This window comes from Novosphingobium sp. ES2-1, from assembly GCF_015169775.1.
Taxonomy (GTDB): Bacteria; Pseudomonadota; Alphaproteobacteria; order Sphingomonadales; family Sphingomonadaceae; genus Novosphingobium; species Novosphingobium subterraneum.
Window position 1 is genome coordinate 2,371,442 of record NZ_CP063445.1, and the last position, 23,244, is coordinate 2,394,685.

Here is a 23,244-nt window from a genome sequence, read left to right on the forward strand (position 1 = left end):
CCCTATTCGGGGCGCCGGCTCGAAATTCGGATGATGTTCCGGAATGCCACGACGACCCCCATGAACAGCATCACCAAGAGACCCCAAGGGCTCGTCCCGGCAAACTGGTCGATGACCCAGCCGATGAACGCGCCGCCCACGAGGCCGCCTATCAGTTCCGCCAGCACGCGGTTTCCCATGCGGTAATTCGCATCGGTTTCCCCACCTGCCTTTGGCCGGTTGCGCTCCTCTTCCCGCTCGCGAAGGGCTTTCAGCCGCTTGTCGAGCGCGTCGATCCGCGCATCCTCGCCGATTGGCTCCGTCCCGCCGGGTTCGTCATTCATGCTTGTTCCCCTGATCAGTCGCCCGACCGAAAGTGCAGCACAAACGACGGATGACCGCCGAGAGCGCCGCCCCCTTAGGCGGGGGGTATTCTTGAGTCAACCGTCACGAACCGTGTCTGATCCCCAGTCTGACCCAAGGTATCATCGCAAATGCGAACGCCCTCCCCCGCAAGTGCGAGGAAGGGCGTGAAAGTGGCTGAAACCGGGCAGCGATTCGTATGCGGAATTTTGCGTCAGGGGCAGCGCGAATCACGCAACGGGGCGCCCGCACCGCGGGTCTGCCAGGAACCGTCGGGCGCCTGGTACTTCTCGCCGGGCTTGGTCTGGGCGATCAGCAGGCAGCCCGAGGTGAGCGCATATTCTTCCACGGTTGCCTTGTTGGCCTGGGCCTTCTCGGCATAGACGGCCTTGCGCTTGATGTTGATGTCCTCGACCACCGCGCGCAGCGCCGGAGAGGGCGGCGTGACATACCCGAGATAGCCGTCCATCTTTTCGCCAACTTGGCCGGCAGACCGCGCCGCAGCATAAGCCGGATCGCGGCTCTGCGCGAAGGCGGGCACCGCGATCGTGCCGAGCACGAGCCCGGTTGCAGCGATAATTGCGAAAGGCCTGCGCATCGAAACCTTGGTCATCGTCTTCGTCCTTAGAACGCGCCTGACATCAGAAGATGTCCGGGTTGCTTTCGATCGTGTTATTCGCATCCTGCGCGAGCCGGTACACGACCTCCTGCTTGATGTTGATGTTGAGCTCGATCACGATCGGCTTGTCCGGCGCCTTCACCGAAATGCAGCCGCCCAATGCCAGGCCCCCCATCAATGGCAACGCCAGCAGAAGGCGCGACCAGAACTGAAATCCGTCTTTCCCCATGACGGTTCTCGTCGCAGGCTTCGCGGATCGGGTCAATTCCAGGTTCCTCATGGCATTTTTCCGCTTTCTGCAGGCTGAATGTTTTCAGTGTTTCCGGGAAGGACGATCACCGGCACCCCGCCGGGGCGCACGCCGTATGCCGAACGGTAGAGCGGTCGTCCCTGCGCATCGACCAGGCCCAGGGTTCTGGGATCCTTGACGAAGGCGGGATCGTACATCGCCTTGAACGAGGTAATGAGCTGGTAGAATGGCGCGCGGATGTTCACGTTGAACTGGATCGGCAGGTTGGCAACCTGCTTGGTGATGAAGTTCCGCTTCGTGCCAGCACCCTGCTTTACACCGCCGAACTTGACGTTGGTGACGATCTCGCCTTCCAGATCGCCCCGCATGGCGATGGTCATCGTCTTGTAATCCAATGATTTCAGCGCATCGAACGCGAAGTTCGCCATCGCCCCCATGTTCTCGTAGGTCAACGCGCCGATGTATGAGACGTTGCCGCCGGGCGCGCGGGAGACCAGCGTCCCTTCCTCGATCCGCCCGCCGTTCGCGTCGAAAATCAGCGGGAACTGTCCGTCGAAAGTGCCTGTCGCAGCAAGATTTCCCAGTTCCATCTTCTCGATGAACTTGGCGGCATCAATGCCGATGACCGTCAGGGTGTAACGACGGGCTTCGGCCAGGCCGAGGCGCAAGTCGGTTGGCTCCAGCACCAGCGTGCCCCCGAGGAACGGCCAGCGCGCATCGTGCAGTCTAAGCACCTGATCCGGCAGGAGACTTATGTCGACCACACCCTCGGTCACCTCGATGCCGGGGTTGATCGAGGCAACAGTCAGCTTTTGATGCGGGGCGGTGACCATGCCGAGCAGGTCGGTGAACACAAGCTTGCCCTTCAGGCCCTTCACCGGACCGAAAGCTGCTGCAAGATCAAGGTTTTCGGTGCCGAACGTGCCGGAACTTGTCACCCCGCGCGCATTCCAGTCGATGACCCCGTCGCCGGTCACCTTGCCGTTGACATTGGCGACCACGCCGAGGGCAAGGCGGGTCAGTTGCGCAGGCTGGAAGCCCTTGTCGAAGACGAGGTTGTCGACGCTGATGTCGGCGTGGCCGCTGGCGGTTGCGAGATCATGGCGCACCTTCACCGCTCCAACCTCGCGCGAGGTCTTTGCTTCACGCAGCAAGGCATTGGCCGTAATGCGATTATCCGCCAGCGTGAGCGTCGCGCCCGTGGCATGGAGCCTTTCGAACCGCGCTGGGTCCAGGCGGTCGGTGAGGTCAAACTCGGTGCCGGAAAGCACAAGCTTTTCATCGACATAGCGCCAATGCCCTGAGGCATTGGAGATATCGAGCGGGACGGCTGCGAGCGTGGCTCCAACTCCCCCGTAACTCCCCCCCAACTCTCCCCCAACTCTCGCGTCCAGATTGGCAACTGTGAGGTGCGTTGCGGTAGCAGGCGGGCCCAGCGTGACATGCACGGCCGACGCCTTGAGCACGCCCGGCCAGGCAAATCCAACAGCGCCGGTGCGCAGGGCAAGTTGCGTGTCAGCAAGCTTGCCGGTGAGGTCGAGTCCGGGCGTGCCGGCTGCCACCTGCAGCCCCCTCGCCCCATTGCGAACGATCGCGCTGCCACCGGGCGGGCAGAGCTGAAGGGCATTGCCATCCACCGCCATCTGGCCGAGTTCCAACCGGTCGAAGCGGGCGGTGACGCAGTGGCGCCAGAGTGCGAGTTCGCCTCGCGCACCGTAGGCACCGCTGACGGGGAGCACGAGGTTCTGCACCGAACCGCCCGGAATTGCGCCGGACAGTTGCGTGGTTCCTGAAAAGCCCAGCGATCCATCGGCGATCTGGGCGACCATCATTTCGGGGATTGCCAGCGAGCCGCCGGCTGCACGCCACGGCGCCATGGTCAGACGGAACAGCGCCTGCCCGGCCCGCCCGCGCTCCATCCGTCCGACGATTCGCGGCAGACCCGCGCCACCGGTTGCAAAACTGCCCGCCAGCAGCGGTGGCCCGCCCTTGGTGCCACTGGCCATCTGGAAGCGCGAAAGCGTGAGCAGGGTCTGCCCGGTTCCGCCGGTCAGCCGTGCCTGCGGAACAACCACCGAAATCGCCTCGCCATTGCGGCGCAGCGCGATCTCGCCGCCGAGGCGGCTGCCACGTTCCTCGCGCTTGAGGCTGGCGCGCAGTTGGGCGAGCATCGGGGCGAGGAGCGTGCCGCTGGCACTCCGCTCACCCGAGGCCAAGGCGTTGTCGAGGGCCGCCCCCTGCCGCAGGCCCTGCCCGTCGATCGTTCCGCGGAATTCGGCCTTGCGGAAAGCCTCGCGAGTGCGGACCGAACCTTCCAGCCCGAGCAGGCCAAAGCGAACGCCGCCGCTGCTGACCCCGCCAGCATTGGCATCGACCCGACCGGTCAATGCGCCATCACGGAAAGCGAGGCGCGTATCAAGCGCCAGCGTTTCGGCAGAGAGGCCGGGGAAGACCAGCTTGTTGCCGCGCACCGTGGCGGCACCGGCGATTCCTGCAAAACCCTTGTCGGCCCGTGCATCAAGATCCGCCACCAGTGGCCCGCTGCTCGCACCGCTGTCGCACGCAATGCGATCCAGCCGGAGCGGCCCGGTCAGCGATGGGCGCTCCTCGCGCACCGCGATTCTGCCGACAAAGCGAGCGCCGTCCGCCTTGCAGCCGCCCCCCATCAGCGACGGCGCAACCGCAGCCAGTGTCCCGGCAAAGCCGTTCTGCAAGCCGCCCTTGCCTTCCACCGAAAGGCCGATCTTCCCCGAATCGGTGAGGATCAGGCCGCGACCGTCCCGGACCTGCAGGTCGAGCCTGGGCAGCGCGAAAGGCTGGTTGTCGGTCTTGGGCGCGTAGATCACCTTGTCGAGCGAGCCAAAACTGACCCTGCCATCCCGGTACTGGCCATAAAGACGCGGGGCGACCAGCTTGACCGAACCGAGATAGGGCGCACCAAGGCCGTAGCGGATACCCACCTCGACCCGCTCTATCGTGAGATCCGGGCGGCGGGGATCCCCCACAACCACGTTGCGGAGAACCTGCCTGCCAGGACCGATGCTTTCTATCTCATAAGTCGCGGGCAAACCGTAGGATTTGAGCTGGCCGACAATGATGCGGTCAGCGATCGAATTGCGGGCAATCCACAGCCCCCCCAGACCTGCCACGGCAAGGACAAGCACAGATACGCTGACGCGCCGAAGCCCCTTTCGCGAACGCGCAGGGTCTGGCGGCGCATCCGGTTCCGCCAATTCGAAACTATCTGCCATCTGCCCCCTTCTTGCGCACTCCCACCGCTTGGGCAATGCACGGCATCTACATCTTGCGTGTACGAACTGTTTGTACCGATTGGCGAACACTTGAGCGCCGAAGTGGTGCCCGGATAGGATCAATGACGGATCAAACCGGACTCTTTCCTGAACGGAACGGCGAAAGCGGCAGCAAGACAAGCTTCGATGGCGGCGATGCCAGCGGCCATCGCGCGCGTCTGCGCAAGCGTCTGATGAGCGGCGGGGAAGACGCCCTCGCCGACCACGAGGTGATCGAATACCTGCTGATGGTGGCGCGGCCGAGGATCGACACCAAGCCGATTGCACGTTCGCTGATCCAGCGTTTCGGCAGTCTGGCAGGCGTGCTCACCGCCGATCCACAAGCCTTGGCGCTGCATCCCAACATGGGCGAGACCAGCGCGGCCGCGCTGCGGATCGTCGCGCTTGCCGCACGCAGGTTGGCGAGGACGGTCGTCCGCGAACAGCCGGTGCTTTCGAACTGGCAGGCTCTCCTCGATTACCTGCATATCGACATGGCCCATCTCAACGTGGAGCGGGTGCGGGTGCTCTATCTCAACACCCAGAACATGCTGATACTCGACCATCTGGTCGGCGATGGCACGCTCGACGAAAGTCCGATCTATACACGCGAGGTGGTAAAGAAGGGGCTCGACGTGGGGGCGGCGGCGATGATCCTCGTCCACAACCACCCTTCGGGCAGCCCCAAACCCAGCCGGGCCGACATTCAGGTTACGCAGAAGATCACGGAAGCCGCGCGCCTTATGGGCATGACCGTGCACGACCACATCGTCATCGGGCGCGAAGGCTATACCTCGCTCAAGGCACAGGGCCTGATCTAGCGGATCAGATCGCCTTCTCGCCTGCCTTGCCGACCGATTCGATGTCGCGACCGATGCCCTGGACGGTGTTGCAGGCCGCGAGGGCCAGTGAACAGCCAAGTGCGACGAGGACCAGAACCTTGCGAGCCATGTGCATTCTCCGTGCAATATGCGCTGACGCGGATATAGCGCGGCCGCCGTCGATGCAATCTCGTGCATGGCCATGGCGACGGGTCCGGCAATCTTCACCACGACACCTCCACTACGACACCGGCACCACGACACCGGCACCACGACACCGGCAGCGTAACAGGAATTGCGTGATCGGCCGGGTTTGGCCATCGTGGTCCTCAGGACGGTTGGGCGGGCAGTTTTGCAATACAGGCGTGAAATCGAAGGGCTGAGAGCGCTTGCCGTGATTCCGGTGGTGCTGTTCCATGCCGGCACGCCGGGATTCGGTGGCGGCTTCGTGGGCGTCGACGTGTTCTTCGTGATCAGCGGCTACCTGATCTCCGGCGTGATCCTGGCCGATCTGAAGCAAGGGCGCTTCAGCCTTGCAGACTTCTATGAACGCCGCGCCCGCCGCATCCTGCCTGCGCTGATTCCGGTGCTGCTGACAAGTGCACTGGCGGCGTGGGCCGTGATGATCCCCGATGATTTTCGCCGGTTCGCCAAAGGACTGGGTGCGAGCGCAGTCTTCGCCTCGAACATGATGTTCGCTCGGGGCTCGGGCTACTTCGACGATGACGAGGGGTTCGAGCCCCTGCTCCACACCTGGAGCCTGTCGGTCGAAGAGCAGTTCTACATCCTGTTTCCCGCGCTGGTGATGCTGCTATGGTGGGCAGGCCAAAGGCGCCTGCATCCCTGGTTTGCCGGGGCGGCGGCCGTATCGCTGACCGGTTGCCTCGCCCTTGCGGGCAGCCACCAGACGATCGCCTTCTATTATCTGCCGACGCGCGCATGGGAACTTCTGCTCGGTGCATTCTGCATGGCCTTGCCGCAAGGTCGGACGAACCCGTGGCTGGCCCTTTCCGGCCTGTCACTGGTTCTGGCGGGGCTAGCCTTCGTCGAGGCGGCGAGCGCACCGGACTGGCGGCTGATGCTGCCCGTTCTGGGCACCGCACTCCTCCTCCGCCATGCGCGGCCGGACAATGCTTTCGGCAGCATGCTGTCGCTCCGCCCGCTGGTGGCGATCGGCAGTGCCTCCTTCGGCCTCTATCTCTGGCACAATCCGCTTCTGGCATTTGCGCGCTATCAATGGCTGGGGACGCCGCCGATCTGGCTGACGGCAGCTGCGGTCGCCTTTTCGGTCCTGCTGGGGTTCGGATCGCTGCACCTTGTCGAGCGTCCGGTGCGCGAGCGTCGGATGCTGGCTTCACGCAAGGCGCTGGCCGCGTTCTGCATTGCCGGGTTGGCGCTTTGCCTCGGCATTGGTGCAGCTGGCGCTTTCGGGAAACTGGAACCGGCCAGCGCTGCCCGGCGCGATGCCCTGCTGGCTTACCCGGCTGCACTGCCCCAGCCGGTCGAACACATGCCGCCGGCAGGGGTGCCTGTTCCATACATCCTGTTCGGCGACAGCCATGCCCGCCAATATGTTCACGTACTGGCGGCACGCGCGGGCGAAGGGGCAATGCTGACCCAGGCAGGCTGTTTCTCCCTGCCGGGCGTGACCAACTACAGCTATGCATCCAGCGAGGCTTCGGCTTGCGTCGAGCATTACACAGCTCTGGCCGGCCTGGTGCGCCAGCGGGCTATTCCCGTGGTGATAATCGCGAATCGGTGGGACCGCGCGCTGTTCGACCCTTCGGATTTTCATCGCTTCGGTCGCGCTTCAAGGGACGGATGGCCCCGCCTCGAGGCAGCGCTGGACCAGCTGCGGGCCAGCCTGCCTGCAGCAACGCGAATCGTGATCATCGGCAGCGTGCCGACCGCTGCTTCTGCGGGCCCCGAGATGGTTGGCGGGTACATGCGGTGCCTGGCCTTCGTGAACGCGCGCTGCCCGCAGCATTTGCCGCGCGAAGATGCGGAAGGGTACCGGATCAACCCCCTGCTTTCGCGCTACGCCGCAACGCACCCGGGCGTCAGATTCTTCGATCCGCAAGAGGTGCTGTGCGGGCCGCAGGCCTGCGACATCGTGCAGCACGGCAAAGCGCTCTACTTTGACGACACCCACCTCACCCCGCATGGAGCAGACCGGGTGATTGCCCGGATGCTGGAGCGGATCGGGCCGATTTGACGCCTCGCCCCTTGCGTTCCGGCCCCCTTGCCCCTAGCGGCCCCGGCGAAGCCTGCCGCGCCAAGATTCACGGAGTCGAACATGGTCCCCCGTTACGCCCGCCCCGCAATGACCGCGATCTGGGAGCCCGAAGCCCGCTACCGCATCTGGTTCGAGATCGAAGCGCACGCCACCGAAAAGCTGGGCGAACTGGGCGTGGTGCCGCCTTCGGGCGCCAAGGCACTGTGGGACTGGTGGGCGACCAACCCCGCCATCGACGTCGCCGCGATCGACGCGATCGAGGCCGTGACCAAGCACGACGTCATCGCCTTTCTTGACTGGGTGGCGCAGCAGGTCGGCCCCGAAGCCCGCTTCATGCACCAGGGCATGACCAGCTCGGACGTGCTCGACACCACGCTGAGCGTGCAGCTCGCCCGCGCCTCGGACCTGCTGCTGGCCGATCTGGACGCCCTCCTCGAGGCGATCAAGCGCCGCGCGTTCGAACACAAGTACACCCCAACCATCGGCCGCAGCCACGGCATCCATGCCGAGCCGACCACCTTCGGCAAGAAGCTCGCCGAAGCCTATGCCGAGTTCACCCGCTGCCGTGCGCGCCTTGTCGCCGCGCGGGCGGAAGTCGCGACTTGCGCAATCTCGGGCGCGGTCGGCACGTTCGCCAACATCGATCCCTCGGTCGAGGAATACGTCGCCGATAAGCTCGGCCTTGCGGTCGAGCCGGTTTCGACGCAGGTGATCCCGCGCGATCGTCATGCGATGTTCTTTGCGACGCTCGGCGTCATCGCCTCGTCGATCGAACGCCTTGCCGTGGAAATCCGCCACCTGCAGCGCACCGAAGTGCTCGAGGCGGAGGAATACTTCTCGCCCGGCCAGAAGGGCTCGTCGGCGATGCCGCACAAGCGCAACCCGGTGCTGACCGAGAACCTCACCGGCCTTGCCCGCATGGTCCGCTCGGCCGTCACCCCGGCGCTGGAGAACGTGGCACTGTGGCACGAGCGTGACATCTCGCACTCCTCGGTCGAGCGCTTCATCGGCCCGGACGCGACGATCACGCTCGATTTCGCACTCGCCCGCTTGACCTCGGTGGTCGACAAGCTCGTGATCTACCCCGAGCGGATGCAGAAGAATCTCGACAAGATGGGCGGCCTTGTCCACTCGCAGCGCGTGCTGCTGGCGCTGACCCAGGCCGGGTTGGAGCGCGACGCTTCTTACCGTCTGGTGCAGCGCAATGCGATGAAGGTGTGGGAATCGGACGGCCAGCTTTCGCTGATGGAACTGCTCAAGGCGGACCCTGAGGTCGCTGCGGTGCTGAGCGCGGAGCAGATCGAGGAGAAGTTCAACCTCGATTACCACTTCAAGGCCATCGACACGATCTTCGCGCGGGTGTTCGGGGAAGCCTGAGCCCCTTCCTGCCGGGACTCGCCAAGAGACTTAACCTGTCCTAATCATCGGGGCAGGACGGGTGGCTCACGGAGCGAAAGGCATGAGGATGCTGCGCACGATTTTCTGGGTACTCGTCGTTGGCGTGCTGGCTGCGTTCACCGCAGCCAACTGGCAACCGGTCGAGGTCCGCATCTGGGAAGGCCTGCTGCTGGAGACCCGCCTGCCCGCGCTGGTGATCCTTGCTTTCCTGCTCGGTCTCGTGCCGACCTGGCTGCTGTACCGGACGACGCGCTGGCGGCTGACGCGGCGCATTGCCAACCTCGAGGCATCGCTTGGCGCCAAGGCCGCGCCTTCGCTGTCGTCGACCAATCTCGAAACCGCGCGTGACGCGGATACACTCAAGAGCGAGACCCCGTGAGCAACCCGATCTACCTTGCCCTCGACCTGCCCCGGCTCGACGCCGCCATCGCGCTTGCCAAGAAGGTCAAGGGCCACGTCGGCGGGCTGAAGCTGGGGCTCGAGTTCTTCTGTGCGCACGGCCATCATGGCGTGCACGAGGTGGCCAAGGTGGGCCTGCCGATCTTCCTCGACCTGAAACTGCACGACATCCCGAACACGGTGGCGGGCGCGATGCAGTCGATCCATGTGCTCGAACCGGCGATTGTGACGATCCATGCCGGCGGTGGCCGCGCGATGATGGAGGATGCCAAGGCGGCGGCAGGGGAGCATACCAAGGTCGTCGCCGTGACCGTGCTGACCAGCCTGGACGACAGCGACATGGCGGCGATGGGCGTTGGCGGCTCGGCCCATGACCAGGCGCTTCGCCTTGCCGACCTCGCCCATGAAGCTGGGCTCGATGGCATCGTCTGTTCGGGGCATGAGGTCGGAGCGATCCACAAGCGCTGGAAGAACGGTTATTTCGTGGTGCCGGGCCTGCGCCCTGCCGACGGCAAGCTGGGCGACCAGAAGCGCGCCGTCACCCCTCGCGCCGCACGCGATGCGGGCGCCAGCGTGCTGGTGATCGGCCGCCCGATCAGCCGCGCGGAAGACCCGGTCGCCGCCGCGCGCGCGATCGAGGCAACGCTCTGACCCCATGATCCGCTTTCGGTTGGCCAAGGCTGGGGACGTGCCAGCGCTGCGGGCGCTGGTCGAGAAAGCCTATCGCGGTGACACCGCCAAGCGCGGTTGGACGCACGAGGCCGACCTGCTCGACGACGAACGCACGAGCGACGCGGAACTCGCCGAGACCATTGCCTCGACATCATCGAGGGTGCTGCTCGCCGAGATCGACGGAGCGCTGGCAGGCACGGTAACGATCACCGATGTGGGCCAGGACCGCGCCTATCTCGGCATGCTTTGCGTCGATCCCGACCTTCAGGCCGAAGGCCTGGGCCGCGCACTGATTGCCGATGCCGAGGATATGGCAAGCGAAGTGTTCGGCGCGCGGCTCATGGAAATGACCGTCATCGACGCGCGGCCCGAACTGATCGCCTGGTACGAACGCCGCGGGTATGCGCGCAGCGGCGAGACGCGGCCGTTCCCCAATGACGAGGCCGTGCCGTTCCGCATGGTTGTGCTTGAGAAAGACCTTAGCTGAGCGGTCTATTCGGGCGACGGTTCCGAACCGGCAGCCGAATCGCCATAATCGCTCGGCACTTCGGCCTGTGCCTCGCTCGCAGCCTGCTCGGCCTCAGCAATGTCGCGGTGCATTTCGGCATCCTGCTTGAGCGCCTTGCCTGCAGCCCCTGCAAAGCTGCCATCAACACCGTCGCTTGGCCAGCGGTAGGCAGTCGAGCCCCCGGCAAGCTCCGGGTTGAATGGACGGTCCTTCAGCGTGGCATCGACCAGTTCGATCACGCGGTTGCGGATCATGTTGTGGGCCATGCCTGCCGCTGCGCCTTCCCCGGCGCCGCCGCCTTCGCAGGTCACCTTGACCTTGGTCAGCTCGGGCTCAAGCTCGGTCAGGTGCATGTGGCAAACGCGGTGGGCCATGTCGCCCAGGGCATCATAGGTGACTTCGGAGCCGCCATTGCCGGTGATGGTCGTCCGCAACCGGAAGAACGGCCCGTCTCCGGACGACGCGATGCGGGCAGAGAGCAGCTTGTCGTATGCCTGCTTGCGGCTGAGCGGATATTCGTCAGGCTTGGCGACGCATCCAGCAAGCAGACTGGCCAGTGCAACTCCAAGAATCAGTCCCGAACGCTTCATGTATTCCCCCCGCCCAACATGAACATCACATAACCGCGAAGGATTAATCCGGGGTTTCGCGTTTAACCGGGCACCAGTTCAGGTGTGCGACAGTTGGACTGGGCAAGTCTTGCCGCAATCCATCAGGAGACAAGCCCCGTGAAGTTCTTCAAATCCGCAACCGTTCTTGCCGCACTGCCGCTGGTCGCGCTCGCCGGCGCAGGCCTTGCGCAGAGTGCGCACGCGCAGGCCGTCTCGTCCGGGCCCGTCGTCGCCGCTGGAAACACCCTGCTCAACATCTCGGCAGAGGGCAAATCCGCCCGCACTCCTGACCTCGCAGTGTTCAACGCCGGCGTCACCACGCAGGGCAAGACAGCGGGCGAAGCGCTGACCGAGAATGCGCAGCGGATGACCGCTGTCATCGCCGCCCTGAAGAAAGCCGGCATCGCCGAGCGCGACATCCAGACCAGCAACCTCTCGGTGAACCCGGTTTACGGCCAGCCCAAGCGCCTGCCCGACGGCTCCTTTGAACAGCAGGATCCGGTCATCATCGGCTATCAGGCGACCAACCAGGTCTCGGTCCGCCAGCGCAAGCTCGACCAGTACGGCAAGGTCATCGATACGCTGGTTTCGGCCGGTGCCAACCAGGTCAACGGCCCCACCTTCCAGATCGACAGCCCCGATGGTGCACTCGACGAGGCGCGGCTCGAAGCCATGAAGAAGGCGCGGGCGCGGGCCGATCTCTATGCCAGGGCCGCAGGGCTGCGCGTTATCCGCGTGCTCTCGATCAGCGAAAACGGTGGCTGGGCGCCGCCGCAGCCGCCCGTGATGTTCGCCCGGGCAGAAAAGGCCATGGTGCAAAGCGCTTCGCCAGTGGCCGCAGGCGAGCTTGAAATGACCGTGACCGTCAACGTCAGCTACGAACTGGCGCCCTGAGGCCTGATTGACATGGGCGGCGCGCCTCTCCTAACGCGCCGCTCATGCCTGGACCGTCCATCAAGATCTGCGGGGTGACCACCCGCGACGCGCTTTCCGCCACGATCGAGGCGCGGGCAAGCCATGTCGGGTTCAACTTTTTCCCGCCCTCCCCGCGCTTTCTTGCGCTGGCCGATGCTCAGGCCTTGGCCATGCAGGCCGAAGGCCGGTTGACCCGCGTCGGCGTGTTCGTCGATGCCGATGATGCGGCTCTGGGCGATGCCGTGGCCGCGGCCCGGCTCGACGCAATCCAATTGCACGGCAAGGAAGACCCGGCGCGGGCGGCGGCAATTCGCACCCGTTTCGGCAAGCCGGTGTGGAAGGTGATTTCGGTGGCAGGCCCGGGCGACGTGGCCAAGGCCGATGCCTATGCCGGGGTTGCCGATTTCATCTTGTTCGATGCCAAGACGCCAAAGGGCGCGGCGCTACCCGGTGGCCTTGGCCTTGCGTTCGATTGGGACCTGCTGCGTGCCTACAAGGGCCCGCTGCCATGGGGGCTTGCCGGGGGGCTTTCGCCCGCGAACGTGGCAGAAGCCGTGCGCGGCACCGGCACGTCGCTGATCGATGTGTCGTCGGGCGTGGAAAGCGCTCCGGGCGTCAAGGATGCCGACCGTATCCGCACATTCTGCTTCAACGCGCGGGCCGCCTGATTCTCCGCTGAGAGCCGACACGTCGCAAGCCCACCCATGCGGGATGGAAGTGACAACGACCTCCATGTGCTGATCGCCCAAACGAAAACGGGCGACCTCTTTTGAGGCCGCCCGCTTCATTTCGCTTGTGGCGAAGTTCGATCAGAACTTCACGCCGAGGCCGACAGCAACTGCGTCGACGTCGATCGTGCTGTCCTTCACGAAGAAGTGACGGTACTCGACCTTGCCATAGAGCTTGCCGAACGAGTGCTGGTAGCCAGCGCCGGCAGTCCAGGTGCCGTCGCACAGGTCGCAGAATTCGGTGTTGTAACCGCCAACAGCGTAGAGCTTGCCAGCTTCGGCGATCTTCGCACCGACGCGGCCGTTGAAGCCGAACGAAACCTTGGTGCCTTCGGTCAGCAGCTTGTCAGCCGAAACTTCGGCGCCGACGAAAGCGGTTTCACCGAGGTCGTAGTCGTAACCGGCAGCGATACCTGCGAGGGCTTCGCTTTCACCATCGCTCCATGCAACGCCGCCACGTGCTTCGACGCGGGTTTCGTTGGCGAGAGCCGGGGTAGCCGCAACAAGCGAGGCGGCGAGAGAGATAAGAACCAGACGCATAGATTTTACTCCTGACTTTTTGGCCCCTTCTGTGAAGGTGGCGAGGCGGCAGGTAGAACCGGTCCAGTTCGGAGACAATGACGAAAGTCACAAGAAATTCAAATCCATCCGAGGATGTGACATAGCTGCAACATTCGGCAGCCTAACAATCGCAGATACTTTCGAGAATTACTTGGCCATTATTATAACGCCAAAAGGCGACCCCTTTCGGAGCCGCCTTCACGACGTTGCAAGGACGCCCTAGTCTGATCAAGATTGCCCGCACATGAACGGATCGTGCAGGTTGCCGCAATGCAGCATGGAATCCTTGCACCGCCCCTGCCCCAAAGGCGCAGGCATTGCAAATCTGGACTTTCCGCAAAGGCTCTGCCAAGCGCGAGCCCATGAACGCGCAGACTCCCAACAGCTTCCGCAACCAGCCCGACGAACGCGGCCACTTCGGCCAGTTCGGTGGCCGCTACGTTGCCGAAACGCTGATGCCGCTGATCCTCGATCTCGAGCAGGAATATCGCAAGGCCAAGGCCGACCCGGCGTTCCAGGCCGAGTTCGATGACCTGCTCGAACACTATGTCGGCCGCCCGAGCCCGCTCTATTTCGCGCCCCGGCTGACCGAGGAATTGGGCGGCGCCCAGGTCTGGTTCAAGCGCGATGAGCTGAACCACACCGGCGCGCACAAGATCAACAACTGCATCGGCCAGATTCTGCTCGCCATGCGCATGGGCAAGACGCGGATCATCGCCGAGACCGGCGCGGGCCAGCACGGCGTCGCCACCGCCACGGTCTGCGCGCGCTTCGGCCTGCCTTGCGTGATCTTCATGGGCGCAACCGACGTGGAGCGGCAGAAGCCCAACGTGTTCCGCATGAAGCTGCTGGGCGCCGAAGTCGTGCCCGTCACCGCGGGCGCGGGCACGCTGAAGGATGCGATGAACGAGGCGCTGCGCGACTGGGTGGCGAACGTGCACAACACGTTCTATATCATCGGCACTGCCGCAGGTCCCCACCCCTATCCGGAACTCGTCCGCGATTTCCAGAGCGTGATCGGCAAGGAAGCGCGCGCGCAAATGCTCGCCCGCACCGGACGCCTGCCTGACGTGCTGGTCGCGGCCATCGGCGGCGGTTCGAACGCCATCGGCCTTTTCCACCCGTTCCTCGATGATGCCAGCGTCAAGATGCTCGGCGTGGAAGCGGCGGGCCACGGGCTGGACAAGGAGCACGCCGCCAGCCTCGCAGGCGGACGCCCCGGCATCCTCCACGGCAACAAGACCTACCTGCTGCAGGACGAGGACGGCCAGATCACCGAAGGCCACTCGATCTCGGCGGGCCTCGACTATCCCGGCATCGGCCCTGAGCACTCGTGGCTCAAGGAAATCGGACGCGTGGACTATACCTCGGTGACCGACAAGGAAGCCCTGGACGCCTTCCAGCTGCTCTGCCGCACCGAAGGCATCATCCCGGCGCTGGAACCTGCCCACGCGATTGCGGCGGTCAAGAAGGTTGCGCCGACGATGGGCAAGGACCAGATCATCCTCGCCAACCTGTGCGGTCGGGGGATAAGGATATCTTCTCGGTGGCGGAGCATCTGGGAGTTTCGTTGTGACCCGCCTCTCCTCCGCCTTCGCCAAGGGCCGACCTGCCCTCGTCACGTTCGTCACAGGCGGCGATCCGACGCCTGACGCCACTGCTTCCATCCTCGACGCTCTCGTCGAAGGGGGCGCGGACGTGATCGAACTGGGCATGCCGTTCACCGATCCGATGGCCGATGGTCCGGCGATCCAGCTGGCCAACCTGCGTTCGCTCGGCGCCGGCACCAAGACGGCCGATATCCTGCGCATCGCCAGCGAATTCCGCGCGCGTCACCCGGACGTGCCGCTGGTGCTGATGGGCTATGCCAATCCGATGACCATCCGTGGCGCCGACTGGTTCGCCGCTGAATGCGTCAGGGCGGGCGTCGATGGCGTGATCTGCGTCGACATTCCGCCAGAGGAAGACGCCGAACTTGGCCCTGCCCTGCGCGCGGCCGGCGTTTCACTGATCCGCCTCGCCACGCCGACAACCGACCATGCGCGGCTGCCCGCTGTTCTCGAAGGTTCGTCCGGCTTTCTCTACTACGTCTCCGTCGCCGGGATCACCGGGATGCAGCAGGCTGCGCAATCGTCCATCGAAGAGGCCGTGGCGCGGATCAAGGCTTCGGCGACGATTCCGGTTGCCGTCGGCTTCGGCGTGCGCACGCCCGAACAGGCCGGGGCCATTGCCAAGGTTGCCGATGGCGTTGTCGTCGGATCGGCCTTCATCGATCTCGTCGCCAAGCATGGTGCGGATGCCGCTGGCCCGGTGAAGGAACTCACCGCTGCGCTTGCCGCCGCCGTCCACTCTGCCCGCAAGGAACTCGTATGAGCTGGCTCAACAAGGTCCGTAACGCCCTCCCCTTCACGCCGAAGCGGGACACGCCGGACAACCTGTGGATCAAGTGCCCTTCGTGCAGCGAAATGCTGTTCACGAAGGACTATGAGGACAACCTCTCGGTCTGCTCCTATTGCGACCACCACGGCCGCATTGGTGCCGACGCACGGTTCGACCAGTTGCTCGACGCTGGCTACGAGCTGCTGCCCGCGCCCAAGGTCAAGGAAGACCCGCTCAAATTCCGCGACAGCAAGAAGTACGTCGATCGCCTGAAGGCCGCCCGCGCTGCCAATCCCCATGCCGATGCGCTGACCAATGCCTTCGGCAGGATCGAAGGGCAGAAAGCCGTGGTCGGCGTGCAGGAATTCGCGTTCATGGGCGGCTCGATGGGCATGGCCGTGGGCAATGCCTTCGTCGCCGGATGCGAGCGCGCGATCAAGGAGAAGTGCCCCTACGTGGCCGTAACCGCAGCAGGCGGCGCGCGCATGCAGGAGGGCATCCTCAGCCTGATGCAGATGCCGCGTTCGACCGTGGCCATCGCCCGCCTGCGTGCGGCAGGCCTGCCCTACATCGTGGTGCTGACCGATCCGACCACCGGCGGCGTGACCGCGTCCTACGCGATGCTGGGCGACGTGCAGATTGCCGAACCCGGTGCGCTCATCGGCTTTGCGGGGCAGCGCGTCATCCAGGACACGATCCGCGAGAAGCTGCCCGAAGGCTTCCAGCGCGCCGAATACCTCCACGCCCACGGCATGGTCGACATGGTCACCCACCGCCGCGACCTGAAGGTGACGCTGGCGCAGGTGATCGATTACCTGATGGCGGGCAAGGCGGCGGCTTAAGGGCCCTTCCACCAACAGCAAAGTTCCTCCCCGTTTTCACGAAGTGCAAATGGGGAGGTGGCATTGGCAACGCCAATGACGGAGGGGTTGCTTGAAGGACTTCGCGATCTCCGAGAACCCGGCGGTGCAGGCGCAGCTTGACCGCCTCGGGGCACTGTCGCTGCCATCGGGGCGCCTTGGCCTGGATACCGTGCGCGAACTCTGCGCGCGGCTTGGCAATCCGCAGGACCGCCTGCCGCCGGTGTTCCATGTTGCCGGAACCAACGGCAAGGGTTCGACCTGCACCTACCTGCGATACATCCTCGAGGCCGAAGGGCTGACGGTTCACTCCGCCACCAAGCCGCATCTGGTCCGCTACAACGAACGCATCCGCATCGCCGGCAAGCTGATCGAGGACGATCTGCTCGCCGCGCTGCTCAAGGAAGTGATGGACGCGGGCGAAGGGCTTGAGCCGAGCTTCTTCGAGGTGACCACGGTCGCCACTTTCCTGGCCTATGCGCGCACGCCTGCGGACGCCTGCGTGATCGAAACCGGGCTTGGCGGCAGGCTCGATGCCACCAACGTGATGCCGACCGCTGCGGTATGCGGGATTGCGACGCTGGGCATGGACCATGAAGCGTTCCTGCTCGCGCCCGAAGAGGGCGTGCCGACCGATCCGCTTGCCCGGATCGCGTTCGAAAAGGCCAGCATCGCGAAGCCCGGCGTGCCGCTCGTGACGATGGCCTATAGCCAAGTCGCCGCCGATTCGGTGGCCGAGACGGCGGCTCGAATCGGTGCGCCGTTGATCATGCGTGGGCGCGACTGGGATGCCGAGATTGCCAGCTCGATCCTCTATCGCGACGAGCGTGGCGAGTTGCCGCTGCCCCTCCCCGCCCTGCCCGGGACGCACCAGGCAGAGAATGCGGCACTGGCCGTCGCAATGATCCGGCACCAGCATGCCGTGCAGGTGACGCTGGGCGCGCTCGGCAAGGGCATCGTCGATGCGCGGTGGCCTGCGCGCTTGCAGCGTCTGGGCGCGGGGCCGCTGACAGATCTGGCAGGCAGGCGCACCGTCTGGCTCGACGGTGGGCACAATCCCGATGCGGGGCGTGCCATTGCGCGGCATCTTGAAGGCCAGCCACCGGTGCACCTGATCATGGGCATGCTGGCCAACAAGGACCCCTCGGCGATACTCGCGCCGCTGGCGGACCGCGCCCTGTCAATCTCCGTCGTACCGGCCCCCGGGCACGATGCGCACAAGCCTGCGGACTTCGCGCCGTTCACCAGCCTGCCCGTCGGCAGTTTTGCCACCGTGCCTGAAGCGCTGGCGGCCTTGCCACCCGAGGGTGACGTGCTGATCGTCGGTTCGCTCTATCTCGCGGGCGAAGTGCTGCGGCTGAACGACGAGATTCCGGACTGATCAGGCGAAAGGATCGGCGTCAGATCCCTCCTCGCCCGCCGTGCCCATCGCCGCATCGACAAGGCCGCTGCGGCTCATCCACCAGAACAGCACGATGCCCGGCAGCGCCAGCACCGTGGTGAGCAGGTAGAAGTTCACGTAGCCCATGCCCTCGATCAGAGCGCCTGCGGTGGTGCCGGTGGCAAAGCGGCCGACGATGCTCGCAGCAGCGGAGATCAGCGCATATTGGGCCGCCGTGTAGCGCAAGTCGCACAGCGCCGAGAAGTACGCGACGACAACGACGCCGCCATAGCCCGAGGCGACGTTCTCGAATCCGATCGCACCGGCCATGCCCAGGTTGGAATGGCCAGCCGCCGCAAGCGCCGCGAAGGAAAGATTCGACACCGCCATCAGCACCAGCGCCAGCAGGACCGAGCGCTTCAGGCCCATCTTCGCATAAGCCACGCCGCCGATGAACACGCCGATCAGGTAGGCCCAGAAGCCGACGCCAACGTCCCAGATCGCGATTTCGTCGTTGGTGAAGCCGAGATCGTCGAACAGTAGCCGGAAGGTGAGGTTCGCCAGCGTGTCGCCCACTTTGTGAACAAGGATAAACAGCAGCACCAGCCAGGCGCCGTGCCGATGGAAGAACTCGCCAAACGGCCCGATGATCGAAGCAATGACTTCGCCCACGCCCTTGCGCGCGGTGGGCTCGCGGTGGCGTTCGGGTTCACCCAGGATCAGCGCCGTCAGCATGGCCGGCAGGGCGAAGAGTGCACAGGCGAGATAGGCCGCGCTCCAGCCGGAACGCGCCGCCATGAACAGCGCCAGCGCCCCTGCCCCTGCCGAGCCGATGCGCCAGCCATACTGGCTCATGCCCGAGCCGGTGCCGAGCTGGTAGGGCTTCAAGGTCTCGATGCGGTAGGCGTCGATCACGATGTCGAAAGTCGCCCCCGCGACGCCGACCAGCACGGCCGCCAGCACCGTCGCGCCAAGATCTGCCGAGGGATCGACCAGCGCCAGGTTGGCGACTGCGGCCATGACCAGAGATCCGGCCAGCAGCATCCATGATACACGCTGCCCCAGCCGCCCAAGCAGCGGCAAATGCACGCCGTCGACCAGCCATGCCCAGAAGATCTTCAGGTTGTAGACGAGAAACGCGAGCGTAAAGGCGGTGACCGTCTTCTTGTCGATCCCGTCCTGCGCCAGCCTGGTCGTCAGCGTCGCGCCGATCATTGCATAGGGAAAGCCCGAGGACACGCCGAGGAAGAACGCGGCCAGCGATTCCTTCTCAAGATAGGGACGCACCGAGTCCCACAGGTTCCGGTCACTGGCCTCGGTGCTCATCGACGACTGCGCTCCCTCAAATGTTGCTGGCAGACTAGCGGCCAATTCCAGCGGCGCTAGGGGTGACGGAAGAGGCGTTCTCGCGTAAGGGCTGCCCCATGACTTTTCCCCCAAGAAACGGTGGCGACAGGCCGAAGCGGTTCAGCCCTCGGCCCGGTACCACTGAAAAGAAGCCTTTCTCCATGCGCAGCGGTGCGCCGCGCACGTCGCAGCCTGTCGTTCCCGCCAAGCGCGCGCCGAACGCCGATGGCTCCGAGCGCGAGGGCGATCGCATCGCCAAGCTGCTGGCCCGCGCAGGAATTGCCAGCCGCCGCGAGGTGGAGCGCATGATCGAGGAAGGCCGCGTCAAGATCGGCGACGAGGTCGTGACCACGCCCGCCACGCTGCTGACCAGCCTCAAGGGGGTGAGCGTCGATGGCAAGATGGTCGGCCCGATAGCTGCTCCGCGCCTGTTTCGCTTCCACAAGCCTGCAGGCCTGATCACAGCCGAGCGCGACCCCACCGGTCGCCCCACGATCTACACCGCTTTGCGCAATGCCATGCCCAAGGACGCGCCGCGCGTCATGCCGGTCGGCCGCCTCGACGTGAATACCGAGGGGCTGCTGCTGATGACCAACGATGGCGAATTGAAGCGCGCGCTGGAACTGCCCTCCACCGGCATTCCCCGCACCTACCGCGCCCGCACTTTCGGGGACATCACGCAGGCGCGGCTCGAAGAACTTATGGAAGGCATCGAAATCGACGGCGTGCGTTATGGCCCGATCAACGCCAATCTTGAGCGCAGCGCCAACCGCAACAAGTGGATCGAGCTGACCCTGACCGAAGGCAAGAACCGCGAAGTGCGTCGCGTGCTCGAACATCTCGGCTTGGAAGTTTCGCGTCTGCTGCGCACCAGCTATGGCCCGTTTGAACTGGCTGACCTGCAACGCGGCTCGGTCGAGGAGATCCCGCAGGTCATGGTCGAACGCTTCCGCAAGACACTGAAAGCCAAATGAGAATTATAGCCGGAGAATGGCGCGGACGGCCCCTGCGCGCGCCCGAGGGTGACACCACCCGCCCCACTGCAGACCGCACGCGCGAGACGCTGTTCTCGATGCTGGCCAGCCGCCTCGGCAGCTTCGAGGACCTGACCGTCGCCGACCTGTTTGCAGGGTCGGGCGCGCTCGGCCTCGAAGCGCTGTCACGCGGAGCGGCGTCGGCAATCTTCGTGGAGCAGGACGCAGGCGCAATCCGCACCATCCGCGCCAACATCGCGGCCCTGCGCTGCGCCCCGCAATGTGATGTGCGCGCCTCGTCGGTGCTCAGCCTCGGCCCGGTGAAGCAGCCGCTCGACCTCGTCATGCTTGATCCGCCCTATGGTACCGGCGCAGGTGCCGTCGCGATCGACCGGCTGACCCGGCTTGGCTGGATCGGCGAGGCGACCTGGATCTGCCTTGAAACGGCTGCCAAGGAAGTGCCCGACGTGCGCGTGTGCGAGGTCGATGCCGAGCGCAAGGTCGGCAAGGCGCTGATCACGCTGATGCGGTTGAAGTCCTAATCCGCCTGTCGGGGCGAGAACTGCACGCCTGCCAGAGTCATCGCGCCAGCCAGCGTCAGGAACAGCCCGACATAGGCCGTGCCGCCTATGCCGGCGAGCCACGCCGCCGCGAACGGGGCCAATGCGCCACCGATGATCCCACCCATGTTGAACGCCACCGAAATGCCGGTGTAGCGGACTTCGACCGGATAGAGCGTCGGCAGCCAGGCGCCCAGCGGTCCATAGGCCAGTCCCATCACGAACAGCGCGCTTGCCAGCGTGGCGAAGACCACCCAAGGCGATGCCGCGCCAAGGCCGGTGCCGAACATCATGCCGACGATGATCGTCAGCGCCGCCCCGGTGCCAAGGACAAGCCGCGCCGAGGCCTTGTCCGCCCAGTACCCCGCAACCAGAATGCCGAGCGCAAGGAAGCTGTTGGCGCCAAGCTGGAGCCCTAGAAACTCCTGCTTGGCATAACCGAGCCTGGTCGTGGCGAAGGACAGCGAAAATGTCGTCGCGAGGTAGAAGATCGCAAAGCACGCGACCACGCCCGCGATCCCCGCCAGCACGGCGCCAAGATGATTGCGGAACAGCAGACCGACCGGCACCTTGGGCGGCTCTGCCTTCTCGAGCGCTTCCTTGAACGCAGGTGTTTCGCCGATCTTGAGGCGCACCCACAGGCCAAGACCAACCAGCAGCGCGCTCGCCAGGAACGGCACCCGCCATCCCCAGGCGGCGAAGTCGGCATCCGACAGCCCCTTGCCGAGCAACAGGAACAGCCCGTTGGCACAGAGAAAGCCCAGTGGGGCGCCCAGCTGCGGCGCACTGCCAAAGCGGGCTTCCCACCCCTTCGGCGCGTTTTCCACTGCAAGCAGCGAGGCTCCGCCCCACTCGCCGCCAAGGCCGAAGCCTTGGCCGAAGCGCAAGCAGCACAGCAGTGCAGGTGCGACCCAGCCGATCATCGCGTAAGTCGGCAGAAAGGCGATCAGGAAGGTCGAGCCGCCCATCAGCATCAGCGAGGCAACCAGCGTTGACTTCCGCCCGATCCGGTCGCCGAAGTGGCCGAAGGCAATGGCGCCCACCGGCCGTGCAAAGAACGCGAGGCCAAAGGTCATGAAGGACAGCAACGTCTGTGCTGCCTCCGATTCGGTGGGGAAGAACAATGGCCCTATGACCAGCGCCGCGGCCGTGGCGTAGATGTAGAAGTCGTAGAACTCTACCGCCGTCCCGACCAGACTGGCAGTCAGAACGCGACCATGCTGGCGAATCGGATTCATCGTGGCGCTTCTCCCCTCGTACGCGGGGCGGGTTGTTCCGTCTCAAGCGATCCGGGTCAACCGCTGCGCACACGCAATGGGGCGCCGGTTTCCCGACGCCCCATTGCGCGACGATGGTCAGTAGCCCTTAGATGCCGCCACGATTGCGGCAGCTGTCAGTTACAGTCTTGCTGCAGACCGGATACTTCTTGTTCATGGCCGATGCGGGCGGCGGGGTCATGTTGCCGGTAGTGCTGCTGTCCATGCTGCTCATCCCGCCTGAGGGAGGCGTTGCAGGCTCTGCGGGAGTGGCTGGCGTTGCGGGCGTACCCATGCCGGGATTGGGCTGGGCTGGCGTCGCACCGGATGAAGGCACTGCCTTGCCGGAAACCTGCGCCACGATCGAGGGCCAGACCTGCGTGCGTTGTTCCGGCGTCATGGCATAGATCTGCGCCTTCTGCTCGTCGGTCAGCGCCCACCAGCCCTTCTGCTGATCAGCATCGAGGCTCCAGAAGTACTCCTGGTACGTGGAGGGCCATGCCGCATACCTGCTCTTCTGTTCGGCGGCCCAGGCGTCGATCTGAAGCTGCTGGTCGGGCGTCGGCGAGAAGGTGCCGGTCGCCGTGGTTGCAGCGGTGGTGTCTGACGTGGTTGCGGTTGCTGTCGTGGAGGTCGACTGGGCGGCCACGAACGAAGGGCTCGAAGCGACGGCAAGCGCCAGCGCGCTCCCGGCAAGAAGGTTTCGCATATGGAATCTCCTGAATTTATTTTTGTACCCGAATTACAACGGCGAAGCTTCGACACCGGAACCGGTTCCCGCAGGTGGGACGGACCGGGCGTTTGATGAGATCGCTGGAAATGGTCTCCGTTAACCTGCGTTGCATTATTTCAGCGTTGCATTGTGCATCGGGGGCCTAGCGACTGACGTAATTCGCAACGTGCTGATGGGGTTGGGCTGCCTTGGCCTGCTTTGGCTGGGGTCTTGCGCGATGATCGGCGCGGGCACTGCAGTCGTGGTGTCCAAATCGTCGGAGAAGGTCGGGAAAATGGTACGAGAAGGAAGAGCTCAAGGCGCATAACGAGCGCGACAACAACGCCGCCGCCTATCACGAGCATTCCGATTACAACGCGGACTATTACGAGAACTACGAAGACTGAGCGAACCGTAACGGCCTT

Annotated in this window: 23 protein-coding genes and 1 pseudogene; 14 read left to right on the forward strand and 10 right to left on the reverse strand. The window is 64.8% G+C overall.

The window, feature by feature from the left end; genetic code table 11:
• Positions 1–2: 2 nt before the first annotated feature.
• The 4 genes from IM701_RS11530 to IM701_RS11545 all read right to left on the reverse strand — a co-directional run bounded on the left by IM701_RS11530 (position 3) and on the right by IM701_RS11545 (position 4,462).
• On the reverse strand, positions 3–323 hold the full coding sequence (locus tag IM701_RS11530) for an AtpZ/AtpI family protein (protein WP_062347609.1): 321 nt from the start codon (positions 321–323) through the stop codon (positions 3–5).
• A 233-nt stretch (positions 324–556) separates the two neighbouring features.
• Positions 557–955 carry a YdbL family protein gene (locus IM701_RS11535; protein ID WP_230487684.1) on the reverse strand — a complete coding sequence of 133 codons (399 nt, stop codon included), beginning with the start codon at positions 953–955 and terminating at the stop codon, positions 557–559.
• Between the two features lie 28 nt (positions 956–983).
• On the reverse strand, positions 984–1,241 hold the full coding sequence (locus IM701_RS11540) for a YnbE family lipoprotein (RefSeq protein ID WP_230487685.1): 258 nt from the start codon (positions 1,239–1,241) through the stop codon (positions 984–986).
• Positions 1,238–4,462: a YdbH domain-containing protein gene (locus IM701_RS11545; RefSeq protein WP_193827018.1), complete on the reverse strand. Its 3,225-nt coding sequence runs from the start codon at positions 4,460–4,462 to the stop codon at positions 1,238–1,240. The genes IM701_RS11540 and IM701_RS11545 overlap by 4 nt, the downstream gene beginning before the upstream one ends.
• Before the next feature lie 122 nt (positions 4,463–4,584).
• Between IM701_RS11545 and radC the strand changes: the two genes are divergently transcribed.
• The gene (gene radC / locus IM701_RS11550; RefSeq protein ID WP_039334272.1) at positions 4,585–5,322 is read left to right on the forward strand and encodes a DNA repair protein RadC; all 738 of its coding nucleotides are present in this window, start codon (positions 4,585–4,587) and stop codon (positions 5,320–5,322) included.
• A gap of 4 nt (positions 5,323–5,326) precedes the next feature.
• Here the strand turns inward: radC and IM701_RS11555 are convergent, their stop codons facing one another.
• Positions 5,327–5,452, reverse strand: a complete 126-nt coding sequence (locus tag IM701_RS11555) for an entericidin A/B family lipoprotein (RefSeq protein WP_082013356.1) — start codon at positions 5,450–5,452, stop codon at positions 5,327–5,329.
• Between the two features lie 222 nt (positions 5,453–5,674).
• On the opposite strand from IM701_RS11555, the gene IM701_RS11560 reads away from it, so the two are divergent.
• The 5 genes from IM701_RS11560 to IM701_RS11580 all read left to right on the forward strand — a co-directional run bounded on the left by IM701_RS11560 (position 5,675) and on the right by IM701_RS11580 (position 10,514).
• Entirely contained in the window at positions 5,675–7,537 is a 1,863-nt protein-coding gene (locus tag IM701_RS11560; protein WP_193827019.1) for an acyltransferase family protein, read from the forward strand.
• Positions 7,538–7,618: 81 nt separating this feature from the next.
• On the forward strand, positions 7,619–8,935 hold the full coding sequence (gene purB / locus IM701_RS11565) for an adenylosuccinate lyase (protein WP_039334274.1): 1,317 nt from the start codon (positions 7,619–7,621) through the stop codon (positions 8,933–8,935).
• A gap of 82 nt (positions 8,936–9,017) precedes the next feature.
• On the forward strand, positions 9,018–9,335 hold the full coding sequence (locus tag IM701_RS11570) for a lipopolysaccharide assembly protein LapA domain-containing protein (protein WP_062348484.1): 318 nt from the start codon (positions 9,018–9,020) through the stop codon (positions 9,333–9,335).
• Positions 9,332–10,006 (forward strand): orotidine-5'-phosphate decarboxylase, encoded by a 675-nt coding sequence (pyrF, locus tag IM701_RS11575; protein WP_193827020.1) that lies wholly within the window; start codon positions 9,332–9,334, stop codon positions 10,004–10,006. Before IM701_RS11570 ends, pyrF begins: the two co-directional genes overlap by 4 nt.
• A gap of 4 nt (positions 10,007–10,010) precedes the next feature.
• On the forward strand, positions 10,011–10,514 hold the full coding sequence (locus tag IM701_RS11580) for a GNAT family N-acetyltransferase (RefSeq protein WP_193827021.1): 504 nt from the start codon (positions 10,011–10,013) through the stop codon (positions 10,512–10,514).
• A gap of 5 nt (positions 10,515–10,519) precedes the next feature.
• Here the strand turns inward: IM701_RS11580 and IM701_RS11585 are convergent, their stop codons facing one another.
• Positions 10,520–11,125 carry a hypothetical protein gene (locus IM701_RS11585; RefSeq protein ID WP_193827022.1) on the reverse strand — a complete coding sequence of 202 codons (606 nt, stop codon included), beginning with the start codon at positions 11,123–11,125 and terminating at the stop codon, positions 10,520–10,522.
• Between the two features lie 138 nt (positions 11,126–11,263).
• Here IM701_RS11585 and IM701_RS11590 point away from each other — a divergent pair, with 138 nt between their 5' ends.
• Together IM701_RS11590 and IM701_RS11595 are read left to right on the forward strand one after the other, a co-directional pair.
• Positions 11,264–12,040, forward strand: coding sequence for an SIMPL domain-containing protein (locus tag IM701_RS11590; RefSeq protein WP_193827023.1), 777 nt, complete (start codon positions 11,264–11,266; stop codon positions 12,038–12,040).
• Between the two features lie 44 nt (positions 12,041–12,084).
• A complete protein-coding gene (locus tag IM701_RS11595; RefSeq protein WP_193827024.1) occupies positions 12,085–12,729 on the forward strand; it encodes a phosphoribosylanthranilate isomerase in 645 nt (214 codons plus the stop codon).
• A 141-nt stretch (positions 12,730–12,870) separates the two neighbouring features.
• Here the strand turns inward: IM701_RS11595 and IM701_RS11600 are convergent, their stop codons facing one another.
• The gene (locus IM701_RS11600) at positions 12,871–13,329 is read right to left on the reverse strand and encodes an outer membrane protein (protein WP_193827025.1); all 459 of its coding nucleotides are present in this window, start codon (positions 13,327–13,329) and stop codon (positions 12,871–12,873) included.
• Between the two features lie 383 nt (positions 13,330–13,712).
• Here IM701_RS11600 and trpB point away from each other — a divergent pair.
• From trpB to IM701_RS11620, 4 genes and pseudogenes are all read left to right on the forward strand, one after another.
• Positions 13,713–14,926, forward strand: a pseudogene (trpB, locus tag IM701_RS11605) (tryptophan synthase subunit beta).
• Positions 14,923–15,723: a tryptophan synthase subunit alpha gene (gene trpA, locus IM701_RS11610; RefSeq protein WP_193827026.1), complete on the forward strand. Its 801-nt coding sequence runs from the start codon at positions 14,923–14,925 to the stop codon at positions 15,721–15,723. Before trpB ends, trpA begins: the two are co-directional and overlap by 4 nt.
• On the forward strand, positions 15,720–16,571 hold the full coding sequence (accD, locus tag IM701_RS11615) for an acetyl-CoA carboxylase, carboxyltransferase subunit beta (RefSeq protein ID WP_039334295.1): 852 nt from the start codon (positions 15,720–15,722) through the stop codon (positions 16,569–16,571). Before trpA ends, accD begins: the two co-directional genes overlap by 4 nt.
• Before the next feature lie 91 nt (positions 16,572–16,662).
• The gene (locus IM701_RS11620; protein WP_193827027.1) at positions 16,663–17,970 is read left to right on the forward strand and encodes a folylpolyglutamate synthase/dihydrofolate synthase family protein; all 1,308 of its coding nucleotides are present in this window, start codon (positions 16,663–16,665) and stop codon (positions 17,968–17,970) included.
• Here IM701_RS11620 and IM701_RS11625 read toward each other — a convergent pair whose 3' ends face one another.
• Complete coding sequence (locus IM701_RS11625; protein ID WP_039334300.1) at positions 17,971–19,296, reverse strand: MFS transporter; 1,326 nt, start codon at positions 19,294–19,296, stop codon at positions 17,971–17,973. It lies immediately after the preceding gene.
• 182 nt (positions 19,297–19,478) lie between these two features.
• Here IM701_RS11625 and IM701_RS11630 point away from each other — a divergent pair, with 182 nt between their 5' ends.
• Both IM701_RS11630 and rsmD read left to right on the forward strand, forming a co-directional pair.
• Complete coding sequence (locus IM701_RS11630; protein WP_230487686.1) at positions 19,479–20,291, forward strand: pseudouridine synthase; 813 nt, start codon at positions 19,479–19,481, stop codon at positions 20,289–20,291.
• Entirely contained in the window at positions 20,288–20,833 is a 546-nt protein-coding gene (rsmD, locus tag IM701_RS11635; RefSeq protein WP_039334304.1) for a 16S rRNA (guanine(966)-N(2))-methyltransferase RsmD, read from the forward strand. The genes IM701_RS11630 and rsmD overlap by 4 nt, the downstream gene beginning before the upstream one ends.
• Here the strand turns inward: rsmD and IM701_RS11640 are convergent.
• Positions 20,830–22,089, reverse strand: a complete 1,260-nt coding sequence (locus IM701_RS11640) for an MFS transporter (RefSeq protein ID WP_193827028.1) — start codon at positions 22,087–22,089, stop codon at positions 20,830–20,832. The genes rsmD and IM701_RS11640 overlap by 4 nt on opposite strands.
• Positions 22,090–22,216: 127 nt before the next feature.
• Positions 22,217–22,816, reverse strand: a complete 600-nt coding sequence (locus IM701_RS11645; protein WP_193827029.1) for a hypothetical protein — start codon at positions 22,814–22,816, stop codon at positions 22,217–22,219.
• Positions 22,817–23,244: the final 428 nt, after the last annotated feature.